The organism is Sporosarcina sp. G11-34, from assembly GCF_026931025.1.
The window spans coordinates 262670-284854 of record NZ_JAHNZW010000006.1; the positions used below are offsets into that span (position 1 = coordinate 262670).

The 22185-nt window shown below is 39.8% G+C and carries 20 protein-coding genes and 1 other annotated feature; of the genes, 6 read left to right on the plus strand and 14 right to left on the minus strand.

The window, feature by feature from the left end; all coding sequences use genetic code 11:
- Nucleotides 1–10: 10 nt before the first annotated feature.
- From KSU66_RS10875 to KSU66_RS10890, 4 genes are all read right to left on the minus strand, one after another.
- Nucleotides 11–1105, minus strand: a complete 1095-nt coding sequence (locus tag KSU66_RS10875) for a competence protein CoiA (protein WP_443028965.1) — start codon at nt 1103–1105, stop codon at nt 11–13.
- Nucleotides 1106–1577: 472 nt separating this feature from the next.
- Complete coding sequence (gene mecA, locus KSU66_RS10880) at nt 1578–2228, minus strand: adaptor protein MecA (protein ID WP_269051467.1); 651 nt, start codon at nt 2226–2228, stop codon at nt 1578–1580.
- A gap of 252 nt (nt 2229–2480) precedes the next feature.
- Complete coding sequence (gene spxA, locus KSU66_RS10885; protein WP_269051517.1) at nt 2481–2876, minus strand: transcriptional regulator SpxA; 396 nt, start codon at nt 2874–2876, stop codon at nt 2481–2483.
- Nucleotides 2877–3280: 404 nt separating this feature from the next.
- Nucleotides 3281–4477: a putative glycoside hydrolase gene (locus tag KSU66_RS10890; protein WP_443028966.1), complete on the minus strand. Its 1197-nt coding sequence runs from the start codon at nt 4475–4477 to the stop codon at nt 3281–3283.
- A gap of 135 nt (nt 4478–4612) precedes the next feature.
- Nucleotides 4613–4840, plus strand: a binding site (T-box leader).
- 54 nt (nt 4841–4894) lie between these two features.
- Here KSU66_RS10890 and trpS point away from each other — a divergent pair.
- Nucleotides 4895–5881 (plus strand): tryptophan--tRNA ligase, encoded by a 987-nt coding sequence (trpS, locus tag KSU66_RS10895; RefSeq protein WP_269051469.1) that lies wholly within the window; start codon nt 4895–4897, stop codon nt 5879–5881.
- A 277-nt stretch (nt 5882–6158) separates the two neighbouring features.
- Here trpS and fabF read toward each other — a convergent pair whose 3' ends face one another.
- Nucleotides 6159–7394 (minus strand): beta-ketoacyl-ACP synthase II, encoded by a 1236-nt coding sequence (fabF, locus tag KSU66_RS10900; protein WP_269051470.1) that lies wholly within the window; start codon nt 7392–7394, stop codon nt 6159–6161.
- A 39-nt stretch (nt 7395–7433) separates the two neighbouring features.
- A complete protein-coding gene (locus KSU66_RS10905) occupies nt 7434–8366 on the minus strand; it encodes a beta-ketoacyl-ACP synthase III (RefSeq protein WP_269051471.1) in 933 nt (310 codons plus the stop codon).
- Between the two features lie 188 nt (nt 8367–8554).
- Between KSU66_RS10905 and KSU66_RS10910 the strand changes: the two genes are divergently transcribed.
- A complete protein-coding gene (locus KSU66_RS10910; protein WP_269051472.1) occupies nt 8555–8737 on the plus strand; it encodes a YjzD family protein in 183 nt (60 codons plus the stop codon).
- Nucleotides 8738–8781: 44 nt separating this feature from the next.
- Here KSU66_RS10910 and KSU66_RS10915 read toward each other — a convergent pair whose 3' ends face one another.
- The 4 genes from KSU66_RS10915 to KSU66_RS10930 form a co-directional block, all read right to left on the minus strand.
- The gene (locus KSU66_RS10915; protein ID WP_269051518.1) at nt 8782–10917 is read right to left on the minus strand and encodes an ATP-dependent Clp protease ATP-binding subunit; all 2136 of its coding nucleotides are present in this window, start codon (nt 10915–10917) and stop codon (nt 8782–8784) included.
- A gap of 147 nt (nt 10918–11064) precedes the next feature.
- Entirely contained in the window at nt 11065–11550 is a 486-nt protein-coding gene (rraA, locus tag KSU66_RS10920) for a ribonuclease E activity regulator RraA (RefSeq protein WP_443028967.1), read from the minus strand.
- 135 nt (nt 11551–11685) lie between these two features.
- Complete coding sequence (locus tag KSU66_RS10925) at nt 11686–11997, minus strand: metal-sulfur cluster assembly factor (protein WP_269051474.1); 312 nt, start codon at nt 11995–11997, stop codon at nt 11686–11688.
- A gap of 51 nt (nt 11998–12048) precedes the next feature.
- The gene (locus KSU66_RS10930) at nt 12049–12819 is read right to left on the minus strand and encodes a prolyl oligopeptidase family serine peptidase (protein WP_269051475.1); all 771 of its coding nucleotides are present in this window, start codon (nt 12817–12819) and stop codon (nt 12049–12051) included.
- A 146-nt stretch (nt 12820–12965) separates the two neighbouring features.
- Between KSU66_RS10930 and KSU66_RS10935 the strand changes: the two genes are divergently transcribed.
- Genes KSU66_RS10935 through KSU66_RS10945 form a run of 3 tightly spaced genes read left to right on the plus strand, consistent with a single transcriptional unit; the run spans nt 12966 to nt 15993 of the window.
- Nucleotides 12966–13775: a Cof-type HAD-IIB family hydrolase gene (locus KSU66_RS10935; RefSeq protein ID WP_269051476.1), complete on the plus strand. Its 810-nt coding sequence runs from the start codon at nt 12966–12968 to the stop codon at nt 13773–13775.
- Between the two features lie 30 nt (nt 13776–13805).
- Nucleotides 13806–14663, plus strand: coding sequence for a DegV family protein (locus tag KSU66_RS10940; protein WP_269051477.1), 858 nt, complete (start codon nt 13806–13808; stop codon nt 14661–14663).
- Between the two features lie 4 nt (nt 14664–14667).
- On the plus strand, nt 14668–15993 hold the full coding sequence (locus KSU66_RS10945; protein WP_269051478.1) for a CoA-disulfide reductase: 1326 nt from the start codon (nt 14668–14670) through the stop codon (nt 15991–15993).
- 285 nt (nt 15994–16278) lie between these two features.
- On the opposite strand, the gene KSU66_RS10950 is transcribed toward KSU66_RS10945, so the two are convergent.
- From KSU66_RS10950 to nikC, 4 genes are read right to left on the minus strand one after another with little or no spacing between them, the layout of a single operon-like run.
- The gene (locus KSU66_RS10950) at nt 16279–17316 is read right to left on the minus strand and encodes an ABC transporter ATP-binding protein (RefSeq protein ID WP_329958806.1); all 1038 of its coding nucleotides are present in this window, start codon (nt 17314–17316) and stop codon (nt 16279–16281) included.
- Nucleotides 17288–18313 carry an ABC transporter ATP-binding protein gene (locus tag KSU66_RS10955; protein ID WP_269051479.1) on the minus strand — a complete coding sequence of 342 codons (1026 nt, stop codon included), beginning with the start codon at nt 18311–18313 and terminating at the stop codon, nt 17288–17290. Before KSU66_RS10955 ends, KSU66_RS10950 begins: the two co-directional genes overlap by 29 nt.
- Nucleotides 18314–18342: 29 nt before the next feature.
- Entirely contained in the window at nt 18343–19287 is a 945-nt protein-coding gene (locus KSU66_RS10960; protein WP_269051480.1) for an ABC transporter permease, read from the minus strand.
- Nucleotides 19288–19302: 15 nt separating this feature from the next.
- Nucleotides 19303–20196: a nickel transporter permease gene (gene nikC, locus KSU66_RS10965; protein WP_269051481.1), complete on the minus strand. Its 894-nt coding sequence runs from the start codon at nt 20194–20196 to the stop codon at nt 19303–19305.
- A gap of 351 nt (nt 20197–20547) precedes the next feature.
- Between nikC and KSU66_RS10970 the strand changes: the two genes are divergently transcribed.
- Nucleotides 20548–22173 carry a glutathione ABC transporter substrate-binding protein gene (locus tag KSU66_RS10970; RefSeq protein WP_269051482.1) on the plus strand — a complete coding sequence of 542 codons (1626 nt, stop codon included), beginning with the start codon at nt 20548–20550 and terminating at the stop codon, nt 22171–22173.
- The last annotated feature ends 12 nt before the right edge of the window (nt 22174–22185 follow it).

The window sequence follows — 22185 nt, forward strand, 5'->3', positions numbered from 1 at the left end:
CTCTATTTTCTCAATGTTCTTTCGTCTTTGCAAGGAAACGTTCCGCAAATAATTGAACTATTTTCTTTTCACTAAAATCCATGTTTCTTTGCGGGGATTCGACACCGATTGAAATAAAATAATCTCGATAAGCAAAACACGCTTCCAGACAATCGTTCAATTTCCCCCCTTCCTCACTTATGAAATCTTGTATTAAATTCCTCGACAAACTACTAAAAGTAATTCCACGCTGCCTCATAAAATGAATAAGCCTTAGCTGCCATTCACAGGCATGTACAGAAAAACTGTCGGAAAAAGGGACGGGTAATCCAATCCATATCGGAAGATCTATAGGCAATGTTCTTAGTTCATAACAACTTCTTAAAAAGGGATCATTTATTCCTTTCCTGTTCAATAAAACACGGGACTTCAAAAAGTTCATGCGGCTTGATAAATAAAGTGATGTATATTGTTCTAGTTCTACTTGAGATGGGATTTTTGGACGAGCAAAAGGAAATGTTTGCATAGATATAGGCAGTGTTCGATGAATACCAATATATCGATTTCCCGCGAGATGAATTAAACTACTGTAATAGTGAAATTGTTTCGTTTGGGGATTATAAGTGAGGAAGATTGTTCCTTCTGGGGAATTATAGGTGAAAAAACTTACTTGAAACTTGGAAAACTGATAGATGCCTACACCTTGGGGAGATGTATTCGATTGCGCTGGGGTGCGCATAATCCAGATTGGTTTCATATCTGCACTTAAGTAGCCGTTCGTCCTCGCCTTTACTTTGTGGACTGCAATTGTGCTGCATTGAAACTCCACCGGAATTTGTTGGGAATCGATTGTAATAAGTAAATCAGGTCGTTGTGACAATGATTTGAAATACGGTTCTAACACAACTTGATCTGCAGTTTTTTGGAAAAATTTAAATAACTGTATTTTTCCTTCCAAATGCTCTTTCGACTCACCTTCTGAAAATGAAGCGGAACAAGATGCGTCACTTTTGTGGGCAAAGTGCGGGATGACAATGTCTCCCACTTTTAACTGTACTTGTTTCCCGCATTGTGGACAGTAAAAGTTTGAAGATAAACGCCACTCTTTAAGCTCTTTCCTTTTCATTTCACGGTTTAAGACAATAAGTTGACCATCCGAAGTTTTCGCTGTTAATATAGCACTTCCCTCCTCTTATTCCAATTTTACGAATAGTCAGTACATATTGCAAATAATAAGTTGAACTAGTGAATGTAAACTTCAGGTATTTTAATAGAAACGCTTTATTTTAATCTATATAAGCTGAACTAAAGAATGTGACACCTAGTTGATTGAAGTGGAGAGCGGCGACTCTAGCGAGAACGCAAGAGATCCGAGACCCTGGACAAAGCGAAAGCGAAGGAAGCGGCTCGGTCCTTTCCCACGGAAAGCGTCCGCTCGGAACGGAAATCAACAGCTCGATAAAGCGATCACCATTGGACTTTTTTAGGTTAGAATCTTTAATTCAACCTATACATAAAGCATATCTTTGAAAAACAAAACAAAAAACACAACTAGCTAGAAAGATAGTTGCGTTTTTTCATTGAATTTACTTTACGTTCTAAAAGTATTTGTCGATTTGTTTAAATACATCCGAGTCCATTATAACTTTACCGTATTCCTCAAGTCGATGGATCGTTACATTGGATGGTGTCGCAAACTCTGTCAGTACATTGAAATAGTCTGTTTTACGATTATCATCCATCACTTCCGAATCGTAAACAACATGCAAGTAATATTTACCTTCAAATAAGTAAAGTGATGTCTTCACATCGTATCCTTGTACCCGACTTGAAAGTAAAATAAGATCATCGAATTCCTTGAAACAAAAAGCGCTATCAAGCCACTCACGTGCTCCATTTAACCCATCCGAAAGCGTATCTTCGTCAGTAAAAATTTCAATATCGGGCTGAAACTTACTACTTTGGTCCGAATTCGTAAATGGAGATTCACTTATTTGTCCGTCTTCTCCTTCTGAAGCCCGCGTTACTGTAACCTCTATTCCGTCACTCATCGCATGGACTTGAATCCATAATGGACCCTCTACTTCAAATTCGGACTCTTCGTTGATTTCATCCATCATTTCCCAAAATAGTTCTTCGCTTTTATCACGATTATACCAAACTTCTTCTCGGGTAAATCCACGATCTTCGATATCTTTATATGATAAAAAAAACTTAACTGTATTTTCATTGATTCGTTCGATTTCCATCTCTTAATCTCTCCCTTCCCACAGAACAGGTTCAAACCCGCTCATTCTAATGATATGCAACTAATCTGCAATGCCTTATACTTAATATATGACCGCTCCGCAAGATATGAAAGGGTTTCGCCTTAGAACGATGACTTTTGATAATATTAGCATTGTAGATAACATTCGACAGGAATGCAAGAGAAAAAAAAAAGCTGACAGGTTAACGGCATTTTTCAATGTCATACCTACCAACTTTTTAAAACAATCTTATTAGTTCACCATACGCCTTGCTTCAAGTAGCTGGTAAGCCCTAACTTTTCTAGGAAGGAAACGCCTAATCTCATCCTCATTGTAACCGACCTGCAGCCTTTTCTCATCTAGAATAATTGGTCTTCTAAGCAGTCCCGGGTGTTCTTGAATAAGTTCGTATAGTCTTTTCAATGGAAGACTTTCTACGTCCACATTTAGCTTTTGGAATATTTTCGATCTTGTTGAAATAATTTCATCCGTGCCGTCTTCTGTCATTCGCAGGATTTCTTTTATCTCATCGATATTTAAAGGTTCCGAAAAAATATTACGTTCTGTATATGGAATCTCATGCTCCTCGAGCCATGCTTTTGCTTTTCTACATGATGTACAACTTGGTGATGTAAATAATGTGACCATCATACACTGACACTTCCTTTCAAATTTGCTAAGTCCAACTTTTTAATTTATAATGAAGTTCAATTTATAATTATTGTAAACTGTGCTGTTCTATTTACATTATACACATATTCATTAACGATGAATACAGTTTTTAAGAAATAGTCAAGTAATAAATATATACCGTCACAATTTCTTAACATAATTGACTTTTCAACGTGCTAAAAGTTGCTTTATTCCTCTTCCTTACTGTTATACCCGCTACGGCGTGTAATTAAACATCCATTTAATTTTAATTTCACATTCTCAATTGAAGCATTTGTATTGAAAAACGTTCTTCTAGTTAATAATACGTTTCAACCTACCTAAAGGTTTCAATAAAAAGAGAAAATTTGAGAAACGTCATTAACATTCCTCATTTTTTCTTATTGCTTATAATTAACACCTGTTGAGTATCTATTCCCTGCATTCCAAAGAAGATACTCATCGATGCCATTATCTTTTAATCCTTTAATCTGCGCTTCAACTTCTGCTTTTCCGTACTGAAGATAATTTCCCTCACCAAGCCATGACGCACTAAAGTCTTGGATCCAAGGTCTAGAAATCGGCTTATTTTTAAGCGTTCCTAATACTTCATTTTCAACTTTTGCATATTCTGCCACCAAGCGGTATGGCTCTAAATCTGGTTTGTCAATGCCAAAGTAAGACGTCCAATGACTCGGATAAATCATCGAGGAAATAACATCCACATTTTCTGATATTCTTGAAAAGTTTTGGCCAATTCCCGGTGCTTCAGTTAATGTCGCTGCATAGCCAAAAATATCTACAGACACTTTTGTACCGTATGGTTTTAACTGCTCCCGTACGTATTCAACAAAATCTGTAATTGCTTCCACACGGCGTTGAACCGGATCAAGTTCAGATTCCCCGTATGTTTCAAATTCGTATTTTAACGTTTCATGTCTCTTTTCAAAACCTTCTGGAAAACGGACATAATCAAACTGAATTTCTTGAAAGCCCATTTTCGCGGCTTCAATTGCAATTTGAACATTATGATCCCAAACTTCTTTTAAGAACGGGTTAACAAAGGATTCCCCGCGCCCGTTTTTCCATACATTTTTTCCATCCATAAACGAAAGATCCGGACGTTTTTCTGCAAGTACGCTGTCTTTAAAAACAACAATTCTTCCTATTGGATAAATTTGTTTCTTTTCAAGCACCTTAAGCATTGCCCACGGGTCTTGAATATATGGTTTTCCAATATCAAGTGCTATTAACTCAGAATCTTTTCTAGGCTCGTACGTAAGATACCCAAAATCATCTTTAATATCAATGACCATTGCATTTAGATCTGTCGTGTCCAGTAATCCGACAAGGCTATCAAAACGCGCCCCACCTGCCGAATGTCCAGTTACATATATACCTCGTACTGCGTCTGGATATTCAAATGTCAAACCTGAATCATATGCAAATAATTTTGAGGATGCAACTGTTTTACTACTAATTTTTTCAAAACCATAGGTCCGGTCCGCAAATTTTTCAACTTTGTTTTTCTCGGTAGCCAGTACTGTCGTAGGCATTATAATTACAAGTGCAAGTATAAGTGCTGTCGTCCACTTCATTAAGTCCATAAACTACAACATTCCCTTCTATATCTACAATCTTAGCAAGTAAATAGATGAAATGGAAGAAAAACTTCGGGCCTTTCCTGTTGCATACTCCTTCACTAAGGATTATAATACATGAAATATTACAATTGATTGGCGTTGAAGGAAATAGTATTTCTGTATTGGTTTCTCAGAGAGTCTGTGGATGGTGTAAACAGATAACCAAACAGAAGGAATTGGGTTCCCGAGCCTGACAGGTGAACATCCTCGATTAGTTCTTAGTAGTCTGTCACGTCTTGCCCGCGTTAAGGGATTAAAAGAGTGGCCTTCGGGCAATTCGGGTGGTACCGCGGATGATATAGATCAGCCGTCCCTAGTTATTGGGGACGACTGATCTTTTTTTGATGCTAAAAATTTTAGGGGGAATTTACTATGACAACCATTTTTTCAGGTGTTCAGCCAACAGGTACAGTTACAATAGGAAACTATATTGGAGCGTTTCGTCAATTTACAGAATTACAACATGAATCCGATTGTCTGTTTTGTATTGTCGATCAACACGCAATTACCGTTCAACAAGACCCGGAGGAGCTAAGAAGAACAATCCGTTCACTTGCCGCGTTATATGTTGCAAGCGGTATTGATCCCGAAAAAGCAGTATTGTTCATTCAATCAGAGGTGCCTGCACATGCGCAAGCTGCTTGGATTATGCAGAGCATTTCATATATTGGAGAACTTGAACGAATGACACAGTTCAAAGACAAGTCGAGTGGACAAGAAGGCATATCCGTAGCTCTTCTCACATATCCGCCACTAATGGCAGCCGACATTTTACTTTATAATACAAATATCGTCCCTGTTGGTGATGACCAAACTCAACATCTTGAGTTAACTCGAGTTCTCGCAGAAAGATTCAACAGAAGATACGGGGAAGTATTTACAATGCCCGAAATCCGAATTCCCAAAAATGGAGCCCGTATAAAATCACTACAAGACCCAATGAAAAAGATGAGTAAATCAGATCCAAATAAAAAAGCGACTATTTCACTTCTTGACACACCGAAAGAAATCGAAAAGAAGGTAAAAAGTGCAGTTACCGATTCAGAAGGTATTGTAAAATACGATGTAGAAAACAAACCCGGCGTCTCCAACTTGCTTACAATTGAATCAGCAATGAGCGGCGAATCCATCGATTCCCTTGTGGCCAAGTATGAAGGTCAAGGTTACGGCGCATTTAAAGCAGGCGTCGCTGAGTCAATTATCAATCATTTGTCGCCGATTCAAGAAAAGTATTATGAACTTCTTGAATCCCCCGTCTTAGATGAAATCCTTGACAAAGGCGCTGAAAAAGCGAACTCAATCGCTTCTGTCACTCTTCAAAAAATGGAGCGCGCGATGGGGCTCGGTAGGCAACGGTAATGATTAATGTCAATGCAGAAACAACAAATAATATAAAATCAGGCGTTCGCAAAATATAATAAATTATTTGGTTCCAGTTATAGCCAAGTGATCTATAATTAAAATAAAAAATCATATGGGAAATCGTCATGACTAACAGACCATAACTTATAAGAAAAAGAAAGAAGCGTGTAATCGCACATCATCCTTATCGTTTTCTTTCATCATATGAACAAGCCCCCTTCATTTAGACGAAGGGGGCTTGTTTTCATATACAGGTTCAAAGAACCCTTTTCATTTATATTTTTTTGAATACAAGTGTTGCGTTATGACCGCCAAAACCGAGTGAATTACTCATTGCATATTCGATGTCTGCTTTACGCGCAACATTCGGTACACAATCAATATCACATTCCGGATCCGCATTCTCATAATTTGTTGTTGGTGGCAAAATACCTTCTTGCAATGCTTTCACAGTAAAGATTGCCTCAATTCCGCCAGCTGCTCCTAGGAGGTGACCAGTCATCGATTTAGTCGAGCTCATTGCAAGTTTGTATGCATGTTCTCCGAATACCTTCTTCGCCGCCATCGTCTCAAAGAGGTCGTTATACGGCGTGCTCGTTCCGTGCGCATTAATATAACCGATTTGGTCCGGAGTAATTCCACCTTGGTCAATTGCTTGTTGCATTGACCGAGCAGCTCCCTCGCCTTCAGGAGCCGGCGCAGTAATATGATGTGCATCTCCTGTTGAACCGTAACCAATTAGTTCAGCATAGATTTTTGCACCACGTGCGATTGCGTGTTCATATTCCTCAAGAATTAAAATTCCTGCCCCTTCACCAATTACAAAACCATCCCGCTCGGCATCGAAAGGACGTGATGCATTTTCAGGGTCCGGATTCAATGAAAGTGCCGTGTTCGCACAAAATCCCGCGACAGCCATCGTTGTAATTGGTGCTTCCGCGCCGCCTGTAATCATCACGTCTGCATCACCCCGACGAATAACTTCAAATGCATCTCCGATAGAGTTTGTTCCAGATGCACAAGCAGTTACTGTACACGAGTTAACTCCCTTTGCACCAAAATGAATACTCACTTGACCAGAAGCCATATCAGGAATCATCATTGGTACGAAAAATGGACTTACCCGGCGATAGCCGCGTTCTTGAAATATTTTGAACTGCTGCTCATGTGTTTCCATTCCACCGATTCCCGAGCCTATCCAAACGCCTGTACGAGGCTTAAGATCGTCATCAAGTTCAAGGTCCGCATCTTTCATCGCCATGATGGAAGCAGCAAGAGCATAATGTGTAAATCGATCCATTTTACGTGCATCTTTGCGAGAAATATAATCCTCTATATTAAAATCTTTAACTTCTGCTGCAACCTTCACCGGAAACTGTTCACTGTCGAGCCTTGTAAGTGGACCAACACCAGATTTTCCGTTAATAACCGATTCCCATGATTCTTCAGCAGAATTACCAACAGGAGAAATTGCACCAATACCAGTTACAACTACACGTCTTTTTGTCATTCAAAGTACTTCCCTTCTGTATCTACGTTAATAAATAAATTACCTGCCCCATTTAATGCACAGGGCACCCCATGTTAAGCCGCCGCCAAATCCGACAAGTACAATTACGTCATCGTCTTTTACCTTACCTTCTGCAACATCGTCAAAAAGTGAAATCGGAATAGATGCAGAAGAAGTATTTCCATACTTATGGACCGTCTTCGACATTTTCTCAACTGGTAAATCAAGTCGTTGACGGGCTGACTCCATAATTCTAATATTTGCTTGGTGTGGAATAAGGAAGTCAACATCCTCTTTCGTAAGGCCTGCTTTTTCAATGACATTGATTGCCGATTGTCCCATTTGGCGAACTGCAAATTTAAATACTTCTCGCCCATTCATAATAAGTTTTTCATCTTGGTAAAGATATTTCCCACCCGAACCATCTGCGCCTAGCTCAAATGACAAAACGCCTCGACCTTCGCTGACTTTACCAATAACCGCGGCACCGGCACCATCGCCGAAAAGAACAGCCGTATTACGGTCTTCCCAATCCGTTATTTTAGATAACTTTTCCACTCCAACGACGAGAACATAATCATAAGTTCCCGACTCTACAAATTGTTTTGCCGTGACGATACCATACATATACCCAGAGCATGCAGCTGAAATATCCATTGCCGCAGCATTTTTTGCACCTAATTGATCCTGTATCATCGCTGAAACCGACGGGAATGGTTGATCCGGAGTGACCGTTGCAACAAGTATTAATCCAATTTCCTCCGGCTTAATGCCAGCATCTTTAATCGCATCCGCTGCTGCATTGTATGCCATATGTGAGCTGTCTATAGAATCATCTGCTATACGTCGCTCTTGTATACCTGTCATTGTTCGAATCCATTCATCCGATGTATCCATTCGCTTTTCTAAATCCGCGTTCGTTAATATATGTGGTGGCACGTATTTACCAATGCCAATGAGACCCGCATTCATTGCATATCCCCCATTCTTTATTATCTGTTGTTAGTACCTAGTGTTAATCATAAAAGAAATGAAGACATTTTACAACCTAGTGTCACCATTTCGCCAAATAAATTTTTCGGATATGTAGATATTTGTTTCTCCAATGAAGTGGCTATGATATGATAGTACTTGAAATAGTCATGTAGAGGTGAAACCCATTGAGATTCATAATTACATTTATCTGGTCATTCTGTTTAGTTTCATTGGTTAACTATGTTGTAGGAGCGATTGCTAACGTACCGTTCGACTTACAAGCCGGTGCAATCATATCTGTAATCCTATCTGTCTTAGTCATCATTCTTGGTGAAGCACTTCCAGAAGGTCCTATATCAGATCATTAATCAGAACAAAAGCCACTTGGATATTTTAATCCAAGTGGCTTTTTTTACTCTTTAGTCAGTTTTAACTTTCCATCAATCATTCTAAGCGTTAATATTTCTCCACGTTCGAGATCTCCTTTAATGACTTCTTTCGCTACAATCGTTTCAACATGCCGCTGGATAAAGCGTTTCAATGGACGTGCACCAAAGTCAACGTCTGTTCCTTGGTCTACAATCCAATCGAGTACCTCGTCATCATATGTCAAATTGACTTCTTGACTTAAAAGTCTTGTCACAAGGTCTTCAAGCATTTTCTTCGCTATTAACCGGAACGAATTGCCCGTAAGTGAATGGAAAATAATAATGTCATCCATTCGATTTAATAGTTCTGGTTTGAAATGATTTTTTAGTTCTGCCATTACAAGATCTTCAGCCGCATGATTTTCTGTATCTTCTAATCCATGAAGTAAATAAGATGAACCAATATTAGAGGTCATAATAACAACTGTATTCGTGAAATTCACAAGTCTACCTTGACTGTCTGTAATTCGGCCATCATCCAATACTTGAAGTAGAATATTTGCAACATCGGGATGCGCTTTTTCGATTTCATCGAGCAAAACGACCGAGTACGGATTCCGCCTTACCGCTTCGGTTAACTGACCGCCTTCTTCATACCCAATATATCCTGGAGGTGCTCCGACAAGTCTCGAGACACTATGCTTTTCCATATACTCAGACATATCAATGCGGATGAAATGATCTTCCGAATCGAATAGTGTCGCGGCTAGCGTTTTTGCAAGCTCTGTTTTTCCGACACCCGTCGGCCCTAAGAATAGAAAAGAACCAATTGGCTTGTCTGGATCTTTAATGCCGGCACGCGCACGCCATACCGCTTCTGTGACAAGTTGCACTGCGTCATCTTGACCAATAACTCTTTCTTGCAACGTTTCGTGTAGGCGAAGAAGTTTTTCGCGTTCACCTTCAACAAGTTTCGTCACCGGAATTCCCGTCCAGCGTGCAATAATTGTAGCGATTTCCTCTTCGGTTACTTCTTCCCGTAGGAGACGATTTTCTTTACTATCAAGCAATGGGGCCTCGAGCTCGGCTAGTTTTGCTTCGAGCGCCGGGATTTTTCCATAACTAAGTTCGGCCGCCTTATTCAAATCGAATCGATTTTCAGCGTCTTCCAGTTCACGTCGGTATTGATCTAGCTTTTCACGTTTTTCTTGGATTTTACGCAACGTTTCTTTTTCCGAATCCCATTGAGCACGCATACCCGAAGATGAATCTTTTAGTTGCTGAAGTTCATCACGAAGCGTTTCAAGACGATTTTTACTCGCTAAGTCTTTTTCTTTTCTAAGCGCTTGCTCTTCAATTTCGAGTTGCATAATGCGCCGAGTTACTGCATCTAGTTCCGATGGCATGGAATCAATTTCCGTCCGAATCATCGCGCTTGCTTCGTCAATTAAGTCGATTGCTTTATCCGGTAAAAATCGTTCTGTAATATAACGATTGGATAATGTAGCAGCTGCGACAATTGCTCTGTCGTGAATACGAACACCATGATGGAGCTCATACATTTCCTTTAACCCTCTTAAAATGGAAACCGTATCTTCCACGGATGGCTCTCGTACAAGGACCTGTTGGAATCTACGTTCCAAGGCCGGGTCTTTCTCAATATACATACGGTATTCATCCAGCGTCGTCGCACCAATGCAATATAGTTCTCCGCGCGCTAGCATAGGCTTCAACATATTCCCAGCATCCATTGCACCTTCTGTCTTTCCAGCACCAACAATTGTATGGATTTCATCGATGAATAAAATAATTTGTCCATCGCTATCCTTCACTTGTTTTAGAACACTTTTTAATCGTTCTTCGAATTCACCACGATATTTTGCCCCTGCGATAAGTGAACTCATATCTAGTTCAAAAATCTCACGGCCTTTCAATCCTTCCGGTACATCGCCTTTTACAATTCGCTGGGCAAGTCCTTCCACAATTGCGGTCTTTCCGACACCCGGCTCTCCGATTAAAACAGGATTGTTTTTCGTTTTACGCGATAATATTCGAATGACGTTCCGAATCTCTTCGTCGCGCCCGATTACTGGATCCATCTTTCCTTTTTTTACTTCTTCAACGAGATTTCGACCAAATTGTTCCAGTGGCGTGCGCTGATCCTCTTGTTGACTATCCATTCTCATATCCATCATCCTTTCACTTATTTTACTTTGACTATCTTTGATTAATTAAATTATATTATGTAAACCAGATGATGTAAAGCAGTTTGCACCCCAATTCAGCAAAAAATCTTCTGGAAAGGATACACCCTTTCCAGAAGATTTTTATTCGCCCACCAAGTTACGTGTTGCTACTACAACACCGTCTTCATCCGAGTAGACATAGTGATTAGGTACCCACTCGATATCGCCGAAGTTAAGTGTTATATTTCGGTTCCCTTCTCCTTTTTTCACACTTTTTAAAGGATTGCTCCCAAGGGCTAACACACCAATATTTTGTTCCCCAAGGTCTACTGTATCACGCACAAGACCATAAATGATTACGCCGGCAAGTTCCCTAACTTCAGCGATTTCACCCAATTGATCGCCCATCAAAGCACATCTTCTTGAACCGCCGCCATCTACAACGAGCACACTGCCCTTGGGGATGTCTTCCAAAGCCTCTCTAACTAACACATTGTCTTCGAATACTTTTACAGTTGCAATTGGCCCGGAAAAGCTTTTATTTTTTCCATATGATTTTAGTTCCAATGAACAAATTTGTAATTCGTTTGAAAAGTCGTCACATAAGTCTGTAGTTTTAATAGACACTTTCATACACTCCCATTTTAGTAGTTTTATCGTATGCTTACCTTATTCGACAAAATTACTAAATCCCTTTTAATTTTCGAAAAAAATGCAGTATGATCTCTACTAGAGTCATACTGCATTTTTGGTTACCGCTATTTAACGTACGCCTAATGCAATTTTAGCATAGCGTGACATATTATCTTTTGACCATGGTGGATTCCAAATAATGTTCACATCTACTTCTTTCACTTCCGGAAGTTCTATCAGTTCTTGTTTAATATTCTCAACGATTTGTGGTCCCATTGGACAACCCATCGATGTAAGAGTCATTGTTACTTTCGAAGTACCTTCTTCACTTAGCTCTACGTCATAAACGAGACCTAAATTAACGATATCAATACCAAGCTCCGGGTCAATAACATTTTCAAGAGCGCCCATCATGCTCTCTTTCATTAAATCTTGAGTCATATTCTTACCCCTCTCTATCCAATTGATATACTTATCATAACAGACTTCAACTCATACTTTCAACTGACTTGCAAGCCAATTTGTTGCGCCTAACATCGCATGCCTCGATACCTCATGACCCGCACCTTCATCCGACTCAAAAATAAGTCGTTCTGGAACATCTTTATAATCTGCTTTCACCGCTTCGTAAAAATTATACGTCGGCTCATACGGAACGATTGTATCATTCATTCCATGCCAAAAATAAACAGGCCGTTGTTTCAATAAAAATTGGTCTTTTGTCAGGTCAAATGTGGCAAGGTTTTCTAGGAGTTGATTTTTTTCATCTATAGAAATAGGCAATTCAAATCCCCTTCGCTCGAACTGCCCAATTTGTGCGTTCGCAAGTTCAACGAAGTTCGGTGCTCCCATCATAATGATTGCGCTATTAATCCAATCATACATCTTCAAACTACCGAGCGATGTAATTCCCCCCATTGATGTTCCGCCGATCCCAATTGCAGCAGTCGTTACAAGCTCCCTTTTAAATAGTTCTTCTCGGATAACATTCAGTTCCTCAATCGAAGTCAACACTACTTCCCAAAATCGTAAGCCCAATTCGACTTCATCGAGACTTTCTGAGCGCACGCCATGTAAATGTGCATCGGGTAAAATCACACGAACCCCTTGCTTTGCAAGATTGTATGCGAAATGAAGATTATGTTCCTTCGCACTCGTAAACCCATGAAAGAAAATTGCCACGGGAATTTCTTGTCCAATAAATTCCTCTTCTACTATATGTAATAACGGAATATTACACCATGACTCTTCTTTTACAATCATCCAATCACAACCTTTCCCAATTCATTTGAGCGTACCAAAGTTTTTCTAAAAAAACAAAATCGCTGTTTTAATTTCATTCGACAGATTCACTTTTTTGACTTGATTACAGCACAAGCGATAAGCTTATAAGTAAAGGGGGAATTATTTTGAAACCACATTTAATTGTTCTCGACCTCGATGGGACATTGCTTACAGATGAAAAAAAGATAATGCCACAAACTGCGCAAACATTATTGAAGGCAAAAGAACAAGGACATCACGTAATGCTTGCAACGGGAAGGGCTTACCGCGCGACTGAAACGTATTATAGAGAACTGAATTTAACGACACCCGTTATTAATTTCAACGGTGCATTCGTTCATCACCCAGATAATCGTTCGTGGAAAACAATCCATGAAACGCTTTCACTCCCGGTTGTCTTGGAAGTAATGGAAGCGATGCAACAATTCCCATGGAATAATATTATCGCTGAAGTATTAGACGATGTATATGTACATTATCATGATGAAAAAGTGCTAGACAACTTCAAAATGGGACAACCAAAAGTAACAACTGGTGAAATTCAACGATTTTTACAAGATGATCCGACTAGCTTACTTATACAAGCCGATGAAAGTAATGTAGAAAGCATTACAGCCCACCTTTCTAGTATACATGCCGAAGTGGTTGGGCATCGCGTGTGGAACTCCCCTTGGGGTCATGTCGTTGAAGTATTTAGAAAAGGACTAAGCAAAGCTGCCGGCCTTGCACATGTTGCTAAATGGATGGATATTCCCAAAGATCGAATCATTGCGTTTGGTGATGAAAATAATGACTTTGAAATGATTGAGTATGCAGGTTTCGGCGTTGCCATGGGGAACGGAATCGATGAACTTAAATCGATGGCAGACGAAGTGACCTTGTCGAATAACGAGGATGGTATTGCAAAAGTGTTATCTGAACGGTTAAACTTGTAATAAAAGTAGTTAAATAATGGAGGGGCTTATGTGAGAATATTTGCAGACAGTGCAAGTGATTTGCCTAAATCTTTTTTCGAACAAAATGATGTCACTCTTCTTCCCCTACGCGTCCTCGTCGATGATGTCGAATACGAAGATATCTTAACGATTGATCCTTTGGAAGTATATAAGGCCATTCAAAATGGAAAACAACCGAAAACATCGCAAGTATCTCCTGAATTTTTCAAGGAAAAGTGGGAAGAACTAGCAGTATCTGGTGAAGAAGGGATTTACATAGCTTTTTCTTCTGAACTATCTGGAACTCATGACACCGCCGTCATGATTCAAAAACAAGTTCTTGAAACAAACCCCAATTTAAACTTAACAATTATCGATTCCAAATGCGCTTCCCTCGGTTTGGGTCTTCTTGTACAAGAGGCAGTAAAGCTTCGCTATGAAAATATCGACCGAAAAAAAATTATACAAAGGATCCAATTTATGGCGAAGCATATGGAACATTTATTCACAGTTGATGATTTAGATTATATGGCGCGTGGCGGTCGTGTGTCTAAAACAAGCGCATTTGTTGGTGGCCTGTTAAATATTAAACCTCTTCTCCATGTTGAAGGTGGAAAACTTGTCCCCATCGAAAAGCATCGCGGTCGTAAGAAAGTATTACGCCGGATGATGGAACTAATGGCCGAGCGTGGCGATAAGCTAGCTGAACAAACCATTGCAATTAGCCATAGCAATGATCCAGAAATTGCTATGGAACTTAAATCTATGATTGAAGAATTATTCCGACCTAAACACATCGGAGTCTATCTCATTGGTTCAACAATTGGATCTCACGTCGGACCAGGTACCGTATCTGTCTACTTCTTGAATCAATTGAAAGAAGGGTGATCAGTTGAAAGTCATAGTTATCGGTGCAATTGCCGGTGGATCTACAGTAGCTTCCCAAATTCGACGTGCGGTTCCGCATTCCGAAATCGTACTCATTGGACGTGATCCAGAAATAGGTTACGGAACATGTGGTATGCCCTATGTCATCGGTGGCCTCATTGAAGATAAAAAAAGATTGATCGGCACAACAGCCGAAAAGTTCAGTGAAAGTAAAAACATTAAAACTCTTGTACGTCATGAAGTCTTTTCAATCAATCGAAAAGACAAAACGGTCGAAGTCCACAACCTAGACACACATGAGACTTTTACCGAATCGTATGACAAACTAATCTTATCTCCCGGGGGCTACTCACGTGTTCCGGAATTGAATGGTATTAAAAACCTTCCGTTATTTACATTAAAAAGCTATGCGGATATGGAAGAAATTATTGAATATATTCAAAAAGAAAAACCGAAGTCTTGTGCCGTTATCGGAGGGGGTTTCATCGGAGTAGAGTTTGCGGAAAACTTTATCCGCTTAGGGTTAAAAACTGCGCTTATCGAACGCAACGACCGAGTCATGAAAGTGATGGATATCGAAGTTACAGATATTCTTAATCAGGAAATGAAAGATAACGGGGTCGAATTATACTTCAATGATGCAATTGAACGGATTGAAGGAAAAACATTAATGATGAAAAATGGAGTCAATATTGATGTTGATTTCATCGCGGCGAGTGTCGGCATTATTCCGGACACAAAAATTGCAACCGATGCAGGGCTTTCAATAGGTTCAACAAAAGGAATTGTAGTGAATAAGTATATGCAAACAGATGATCCAGACATTTATGCAATTGGCGATGCGGCTGAATGTACCGATTGGGTTACCGGTAAACCAAAAAGGGTGCAACTCGCTTGGCACGCCCATCGCCAAGCATATATTGTAGCTTGCCATCTCGAAGGTAAACCTGTTGCACTGAACGGTTTTCTCGGTTCAACGATTACAAAATTATTTTCGTTAACCGCTGCAATGACTGGTCACTCCGCAAAAAGTTTAGATAGCGAAGGCATTGCATACAAAACAGTCCAACATAAAGGCAGATCGAATGCCGGTTATTATCCAGATCATGGCACGATTTATTTACGCGTACATTATGATAGCGAATCCCGGCTTATTCTCGGAGCCCAAGCCGTGGGAGATAAAGGCGTCGATAAAAGAATCGACGTAATTACGACTGCAATTATGGGGAAAATGACCGTCGATGATTTATCAGCTCTCGAGTTAAGCTATTCCCCGCCGTATTCATCACCAAAGGATCCAGTAAATATGCTCGGCTATAAAGCAACATAAGAATCACCATCCGTAATTTCCCCAACAATCTTCTGCACCTATATGAGTTAGTTTCATAATTCTAAGCTTAGTCATATCAAGGGTTTCTGTAATGTAAAAAAGTAGGTACCTTTCCAATCTTATACGATTAGCAGTGTTAATTAGGTTGATTGGAGTGGAAAGCGTCCGCCTGAAACAGAAAGCAACCGGTATTTTATGCTCACCTTTGTAGAATGTTGAAATAGATACTTTCACATAATTAAAAGACCCTACTATTTTAGTAAGGGTCTTTTAATAGTTCATTCACTAACCAATCATAATTTCTGTTGAATAATCTTTCGGCTTAATTTCGCCCTGTTCGATTTCCTTTACAAAATGACATGCTGCTTTATGTCCATCCGTCATTCCATCATGTACAGCGAGCAAAGGCTCGTCTACCGAACATTTTGCTTGTGCAAACGGACAACGCGTATGGAAACGGCATCCCATTGGCGGATCAATCGGAGACGGTACATCTCCTTTTAGTCCGATATGTGTATTCACATGTAATGGATCCGGAACCGGTATTGCCGACAGCAACGCATTTGTATATGGATGTTTTGGATTTTCGAAAATGGAGTTCGTATCACCAATTTCAACAATTTTCCCAAGATACATAACAATTACACGGTCCGAAATATGACGAACAACACCAAGGTCATGCGATATAAATAGATACGTTAAATTAAATTCATCTTGCAATTCTTCAAGGAGATTCAGTACTTGTGCCTGAATAGATACATCCAGTGCCGAGACTGCTTCATCACAAATAATTAGTTTTGGGTCTACTGCAAGAGCCCTTGCAATACCAATCCGCTGACGCTGTCCACCCGAAAACTCATGTGGATATCGATCCGCTTGATATTCATTGAGCCCTACTGTTTCCAATAACTCAATAATTCGCTGACGTCGTTTTTTCGGAGGTACTGAATTTTGAATTGTCATTGCTTCATTCAATATATCCGAAACCGTTTGACGTGGGTTAATGGATGCGTAAGGATCTTGGAATATAATTTGTAAATCTTTTCGTTGTCTTCGCATATCACGTTTCGATATAGATGTTAGCTCTACATTATTGAACGTTACTTTACCTTCTGTCGGTTCTTCCAGTCGAAGAATGGCACGACCTGTTGTTGACTTTCCACAACCCGATTCCCCAACAATACTTACGGTTTCACCTTCATATACTTCAAAGCTAATGTCATCGACCGCTTTTACATGGTTAACCGTTCGGCCGAGCATACCGCCTTTAATAGGAAAATACTGTTTTAACCCTTCAACCTTTAGCAATTCTCGTTTTGCCATAGACGTTCACCTCCGCCTCGCCGTCCCATCTGTCAGAATAAATCCAACAACGGACATCATTTCCACTATCGTCTTTCATTAGTTCTGGTAATTCTGCCCGACAGAGATCTGTTGCAGCCGGACAACGCGGCGCAAACCGGCACCCTTTTGGCATATCATGAACGTTTGGAACGTTTCCACGGATTGGCTCCAATTTTTTTTGTTCAATGTCATGACGCGGTAAAGAGTTAAGCAATCCAATCGTGTACGGGTGCTTCGGTTCTTTAAACAACGTAATAACATCCGAATACTCTACGACTTGACCCGCATACATAACTGCAACAAAATTACATGTTTGTGCCACAACACCAAGGTCATGCGTAATGAAAATAACAGACATGCCTAGACGATGTTGTAAGCCTTTTATTAATCCAAGAATTTGGGCTTGAATTGTCACGTCAAGCGCGGTTGTTGGTTCATCCGCGATAAGTATTTCAGGATCACATGCAAGTGCCATAGCAATCATAACTCGTTGACGCATTCCACCGGAAAGTTCATACGGATAGTTTTTTACTCGACGTTCCGGCGACGGTATTCCGACCAATTTCAACAAATCGACGGACTTAGCAAACGCTTGACGTTTCGACAACCCTTGGTGCTTGATAAGTGATTCACCTATTTGTTGGCCGACCGTAAATACTGGGTTGAGTGAAGTCATCGGCTCTTGAAAGATCATTGAAATCGCATTGCCGCGTATTTCACGCATCTTTTTGTCTGAATAGCCGATTAGGTTTTCACCTTTAAATCGTATATCCCCACCAACGATTTTGCCGTTCTCCGCTAATAGTTGAAGAATCGACAGTGCTGTAATGCTTTTACCTGATCCAGACTCTCCAACGATACCAAGTGTTTTCCCTTTCGGAAGGGAAAAACTTACGCCGTCGACAGCCTTCACTTCTCCGTCGTCTGTTTTAAAGGATGTACGTAGGTTCTGTACTTCCAACAAAGGAGTTTCCATTTTGTAATCCCTCTCTTCTTAAAGCTTTATCAGTTCAAATCAATTCGTTTATTTAACATACGATAAGAAATATCAACAAGCATATTCACAAAAACAAACAGTAACGAAATCACTAGAACGGTCCCTTGTACAATCGGGAAATCTCTTTGTCTAATTGCATCAATCGTCAAACGCCCCATTCCGTTAATAGCAAAGATTGTTTCTGTAATAACTGCTCCACCTAAAAACGCACCGAATTCAAGACCAACTACAGTAATTACTGGAATCAAAGCATTTTTAAGTGCGTGACGATATACAACGACACGCTCACTCAAACCTTTAGCCCTTGCAGTACGAATGTAATCTTGGCTAATTACTTCTAACATTGAAGCACGTGTCATCCTGGCGATAATTGCTGCTCCACTTGTCCCAAGACAAATGACTGGTAAAATAACTTGTCGCCAATCATCTCCCCAACCAGAAGGCCGCATTTTCAGAAACTCCGGCGGGAAAACGTCTCCACCTACAGCAAACCATTGGATAAGTACTAGTCCGAGCCAGAAGTTTGGCATGGAAAGCCCAAATAACGCAACAATCATAATAGATACGTCAGATAATGTATAATGACGAACCGCCGATACGATACCAGCAATAAGTCCTATAAAGACCGCGAGAATTGTTGCATAAATGGCCAACTCCGCGGTCACCCAAAATCGGGGTTTAATCTCATCCATAACTGAACGACCACTTCGAACCGAGTTTCCTAAATCACCTTGGAGTGCGTTCGAAACGTAGTTATAATATTGAATATGTAAAGGTTTATCGAGCCCTAATTTCACTCGTATTTGTTCAACAGATTCTTCAGTCGCTGCTTCTCCAGCCATTATTTGTGCTGCGTCACCTGGTATTAGATGCATTAGTGAGAAGACAAGTATCGAAACACCTATTAAAACCGGTATCGTCTGTAGTAGACGCCTAATTATATATTTTGCCATTCATTTTCACCCCTGTCACTTATTCATTTTCGGATCTAACGCGTCACGTAATCCGTCTCCAAAAATATTAAACGCTAACACAACTAAAACAATCATAATTCCCGGAAAAAGAATAATATGAGGTGCATTTGACATATATGCCCTTCCATCATTCAACATCGCTCCCCATTCAGGTGCTGGTGGCTGCGCACCAAGACCAAGAAATGAAAGTCCACTTGCTGTTAAAATAGCAGTTGCGATACGTAATGTAGCTTGAACAATAATCGGCGACATAACGTTCGGTAAAATATGCTTAAATATAATTCTAAAATCATTTGCCCCAAGTGCTTTCACTGCATCGATATATTCCAATTTACGAACGGATAGCGTGGAACCACGAACAATCCGAGCGAAAGCAGGAACAGAAAACACCCCTACCGCAATAATAACATTCGTTAAACTCCCACCAAGAACACTTACAATCGCAAGCGCAAGCAAAATACCAGGGAATGCAAGAAGTACATCCATAATTCTCATAATGATCGTGTCTACTTTACCACCATAATATCCGGACACAATACCAAGAACGATACCGACACTCCCGCCCATTGCAACGGATAGAAAACCAACCTTTAATGTAAGGGCCATCCCATGAATAATTCGGGTAAATATATCTCTACCGAAGTTATCCGTTCCAAACCAATGTTCCGATGAAGGCGCTTTCAATTTGTTCAATACATCGACATCCGTTGGACTTTGCGTCGTGAAGTAAGGACCAAATATTGAAACTATTATAAATACAAGTATTAATGCTCCGCCTACAACCGCTGCCTTGTTTTTTCTTAACCTCTTCCAAATCGTTTTGTAGTACTCGACTCTCGGACTCGACCTTTTTGGCCGATTTATCGTTTCGAGCGCATCTCCTGACATAACTACATACACCCTCCCATAAACAGGCCGAAATTGACCCATTTTAAAAATTAGTTCAAACAGTAGCATAACATGAATCTAGGATTTTCGTAACAAGATTTTAATTTATCCATCTACTATTCAGTTTCTTCTATAATTTACTATAAAAATGTTTTTAATAAAAAACATTTTTATAGTAAATTACACCCATTCTAAAGCACATTATTCAAAATATTACCCTATTTCTTTACTTATAGTTTAATATATTTATTCAAAATAGTGTATAAACCTCATTGTCTTAATCCTTTGAATATGATATAGTTCCTTTTGAGTATTGCCAGTTCTGGTAATACATTAGATTTTTGGAGGAGAATGGAAATTAGAGTAAATCGTAAACTTTCGTTATTGCTCGTATTGACACTCGTTATGTCAATGTTTTTAGCAGCTTGTGCTGGCGGCAGTGACAACAAAGATAATAGTAAGAAAGACGATTCAAAAAAAGAAGATGGAAAAACGGAAGAAATTTCAGGTGGCGACTTAGTAATCGCAACACTATCTGATGCGGCCCTACTTGATCCACAACGTTCAACAGATGTTCCTTCGGCAAATCTTCAAACAAACATTTTCGAAGGACTTCTTAAAAAGGACAAAGACGAAAATATCGTTGAAAGCCTTGCGACGGACTGGAAACAAATCGATGAGACAACATGGGAGTTCAAACTTCGCGAAGGGGTTAAATTCCATGACGATGCAGACTTCAACGCAGAAGCAGTGAAGAAAAGCTTCGATCGTATTCAAGACCCTGAAATTGCAGCACCACGTGCATTTATCTTTGAAATGATTACAGAAGTAAAAGTAATCGATGAATTTACTGTTCAAATTTCAACAGAGTTTCCTTTCGCTCCACTCTTAGCACATCTTTCACATCCAGCTGGAGTGATCGTAAGTCCAAACCAAATCGATGCTGAATATGAAGCAATGGCAGACGGTAAAGAACCAAGTTCAGTTATTAGTGAAAATCCGATTGGAACTGGTTTCTTTAAATTTGAAAGTTGGACTCCGGGAACAGAAATCGTTTTAGTGAAAAACGACAACTACTGGGGCGATGCTGCACATGTTGACAAAGTAACATTCAAAGTCATTCCCGAAGGTGGAACTCGTGTTGCAGAACTTAAAACAGGTAATGCGCACATTATCGAACCCGTTCAGCCTAACGAAGTACAAGATATTAACGGTTCAGACAATGCACATGTAGATGAAAAAGTTTCTTCTTCACTTAACTACTTAGGATTCAATATAGACAAAAAACCATTTGACGATGTACGTGTTCGCCAAGCGATTACAATGCTTATCGATGTGGACGTAGTTCTTGAAGGTGTTTATGAAGGTTTCGGTTTAACAGCAAACGGACCATTAGCTCCTGGTGTGTTTGGTTATAACGAAGCAACAACACCTTTAGCATATGATGTTGAAAAAGCAAAAGCACTACTTAAAGAAGCTGGCCTGGAAGATGGATTCAAAACAACAATCTGGACAAACGATAACCAACAACGTATGGATATGGCTGTTATTGTTCAAGGAGCATTGAAGCAAGTAAACATTAATGCAGAAATAGAAGTTCTAGAGTGGGGTGCTTATTTAGACAACACAGCTAAAGGGGAGCATGATATGTTCATCCTTGGATTATCTAACCCTGTCGGCGACGCTGACTACTTCTTAACGCAATTGTTCCACTCAGGTAACAAAGGTGTTTCGGGTAACCGCTCGTTCTACGACAACCCTAAAATCGACGAACTACTTGAAGAAGGTCGTAAAGAAGCCGACGAAACTAAACGTCAAGTATATTACGATGAAATTCAAAATATTCTTGTAGAAGATGCACCAATCATTTTCTTACAACACCAAGCTTATTTGTCAGGTGTTAGCGATGCAATCGAAGGATACTGGATTGACACATCTGGTTACTACAAATTGCAAGATGTAAAGTTCGTTAAATAAAAACGAGTAAAA

Bases quoted from the DNA above. Each gene is read 5' to 3' on its own strand.
- KSU66_RS10875 (WP_443028965.1), bottom strand. From the start codon at position 1,105: ATGAAAAGGAAAGAGCTTAAAGAGTGGCGTTTATCTTCAAACTTTTAC.
- mecA (WP_269051467.1), bottom strand. From the start codon at position 2,228: ATGGAAATCGAACGAATCAATGAAAATACAGTTAAGTTTTTTTTATCA.
- spxA (WP_269051517.1), bottom strand. From the start codon at position 2,876: ATGGTCACATTATTTACATCACCAAGTTGTACATCATGTAGAAAAGCA.
- KSU66_RS10890 (WP_443028966.1), bottom strand. From the start codon at position 4,477: ATGAAGTGGACGACAGCACTTATACTTGCACTTGTAATTATAATGCCT.
- trpS (WP_269051469.1), top strand. From the start codon at position 4,895: ATGACAACCATTTTTTCAGGTGTTCAGCCAACAGGTACAGTTACAATA.
- fabF (WP_269051470.1), bottom strand. From the start codon at position 7,394: ATGACAAAAAGACGTGTAGTTGTAACTGGTATTGGTGCAATTTCTCCT.
- KSU66_RS10905 (WP_269051471.1), bottom strand. From the start codon at position 8,366: ATGAATGCGGGTCTCATTGGCATTGGTAAATACGTGCCACCACATATA.
- KSU66_RS10915 (WP_269051518.1), bottom strand. From the start codon at position 10,917: ATGGATAGTCAACAAGAGGATCAGCGCACGCCACTGGAACAATTTGGT.
- KSU66_RS10925 (WP_269051474.1), bottom strand. From the start codon at position 11,997: ATGACTCAAGATTTAATGAAAGAGAGCATGATGGGCGCTCTTGAAAAT.
- KSU66_RS10930 (WP_269051475.1), bottom strand. From the start codon at position 12,819: ATGATTGTAAAAGAAGAGTCATGGTGTAATATTCCGTTATTACATATA.
- KSU66_RS10950 (WP_329958806.1), bottom strand. From the start codon at position 17,316: ATGGCAAAACGAGAATTGCTAAAGGTTGAAGGGTTAAAACAGTATTTT.
- KSU66_RS10955 (WP_269051479.1), bottom strand. From the start codon at position 18,313: ATGGAAACTCCTTTGTTGGAAGTACAGAACCTACGTACATCCTTTAAA.
- KSU66_RS10960 (WP_269051480.1), bottom strand. From the start codon at position 19,287: ATGGCAAAATATATAATTAGGCGTCTACTACAGACGATACCGGTTTTA.
- nikC (WP_269051481.1), bottom strand. From the start codon at position 20,196: ATGTCAGGAGATGCGCTCGAAACGATAAATCGGCCAAAAAGGTCGAGT.
- KSU66_RS10970 (WP_269051482.1), top strand. From the start codon at position 20,548: ATGGAAATTAGAGTAAATCGTAAACTTTCGTTATTGCTCGTATTGACA.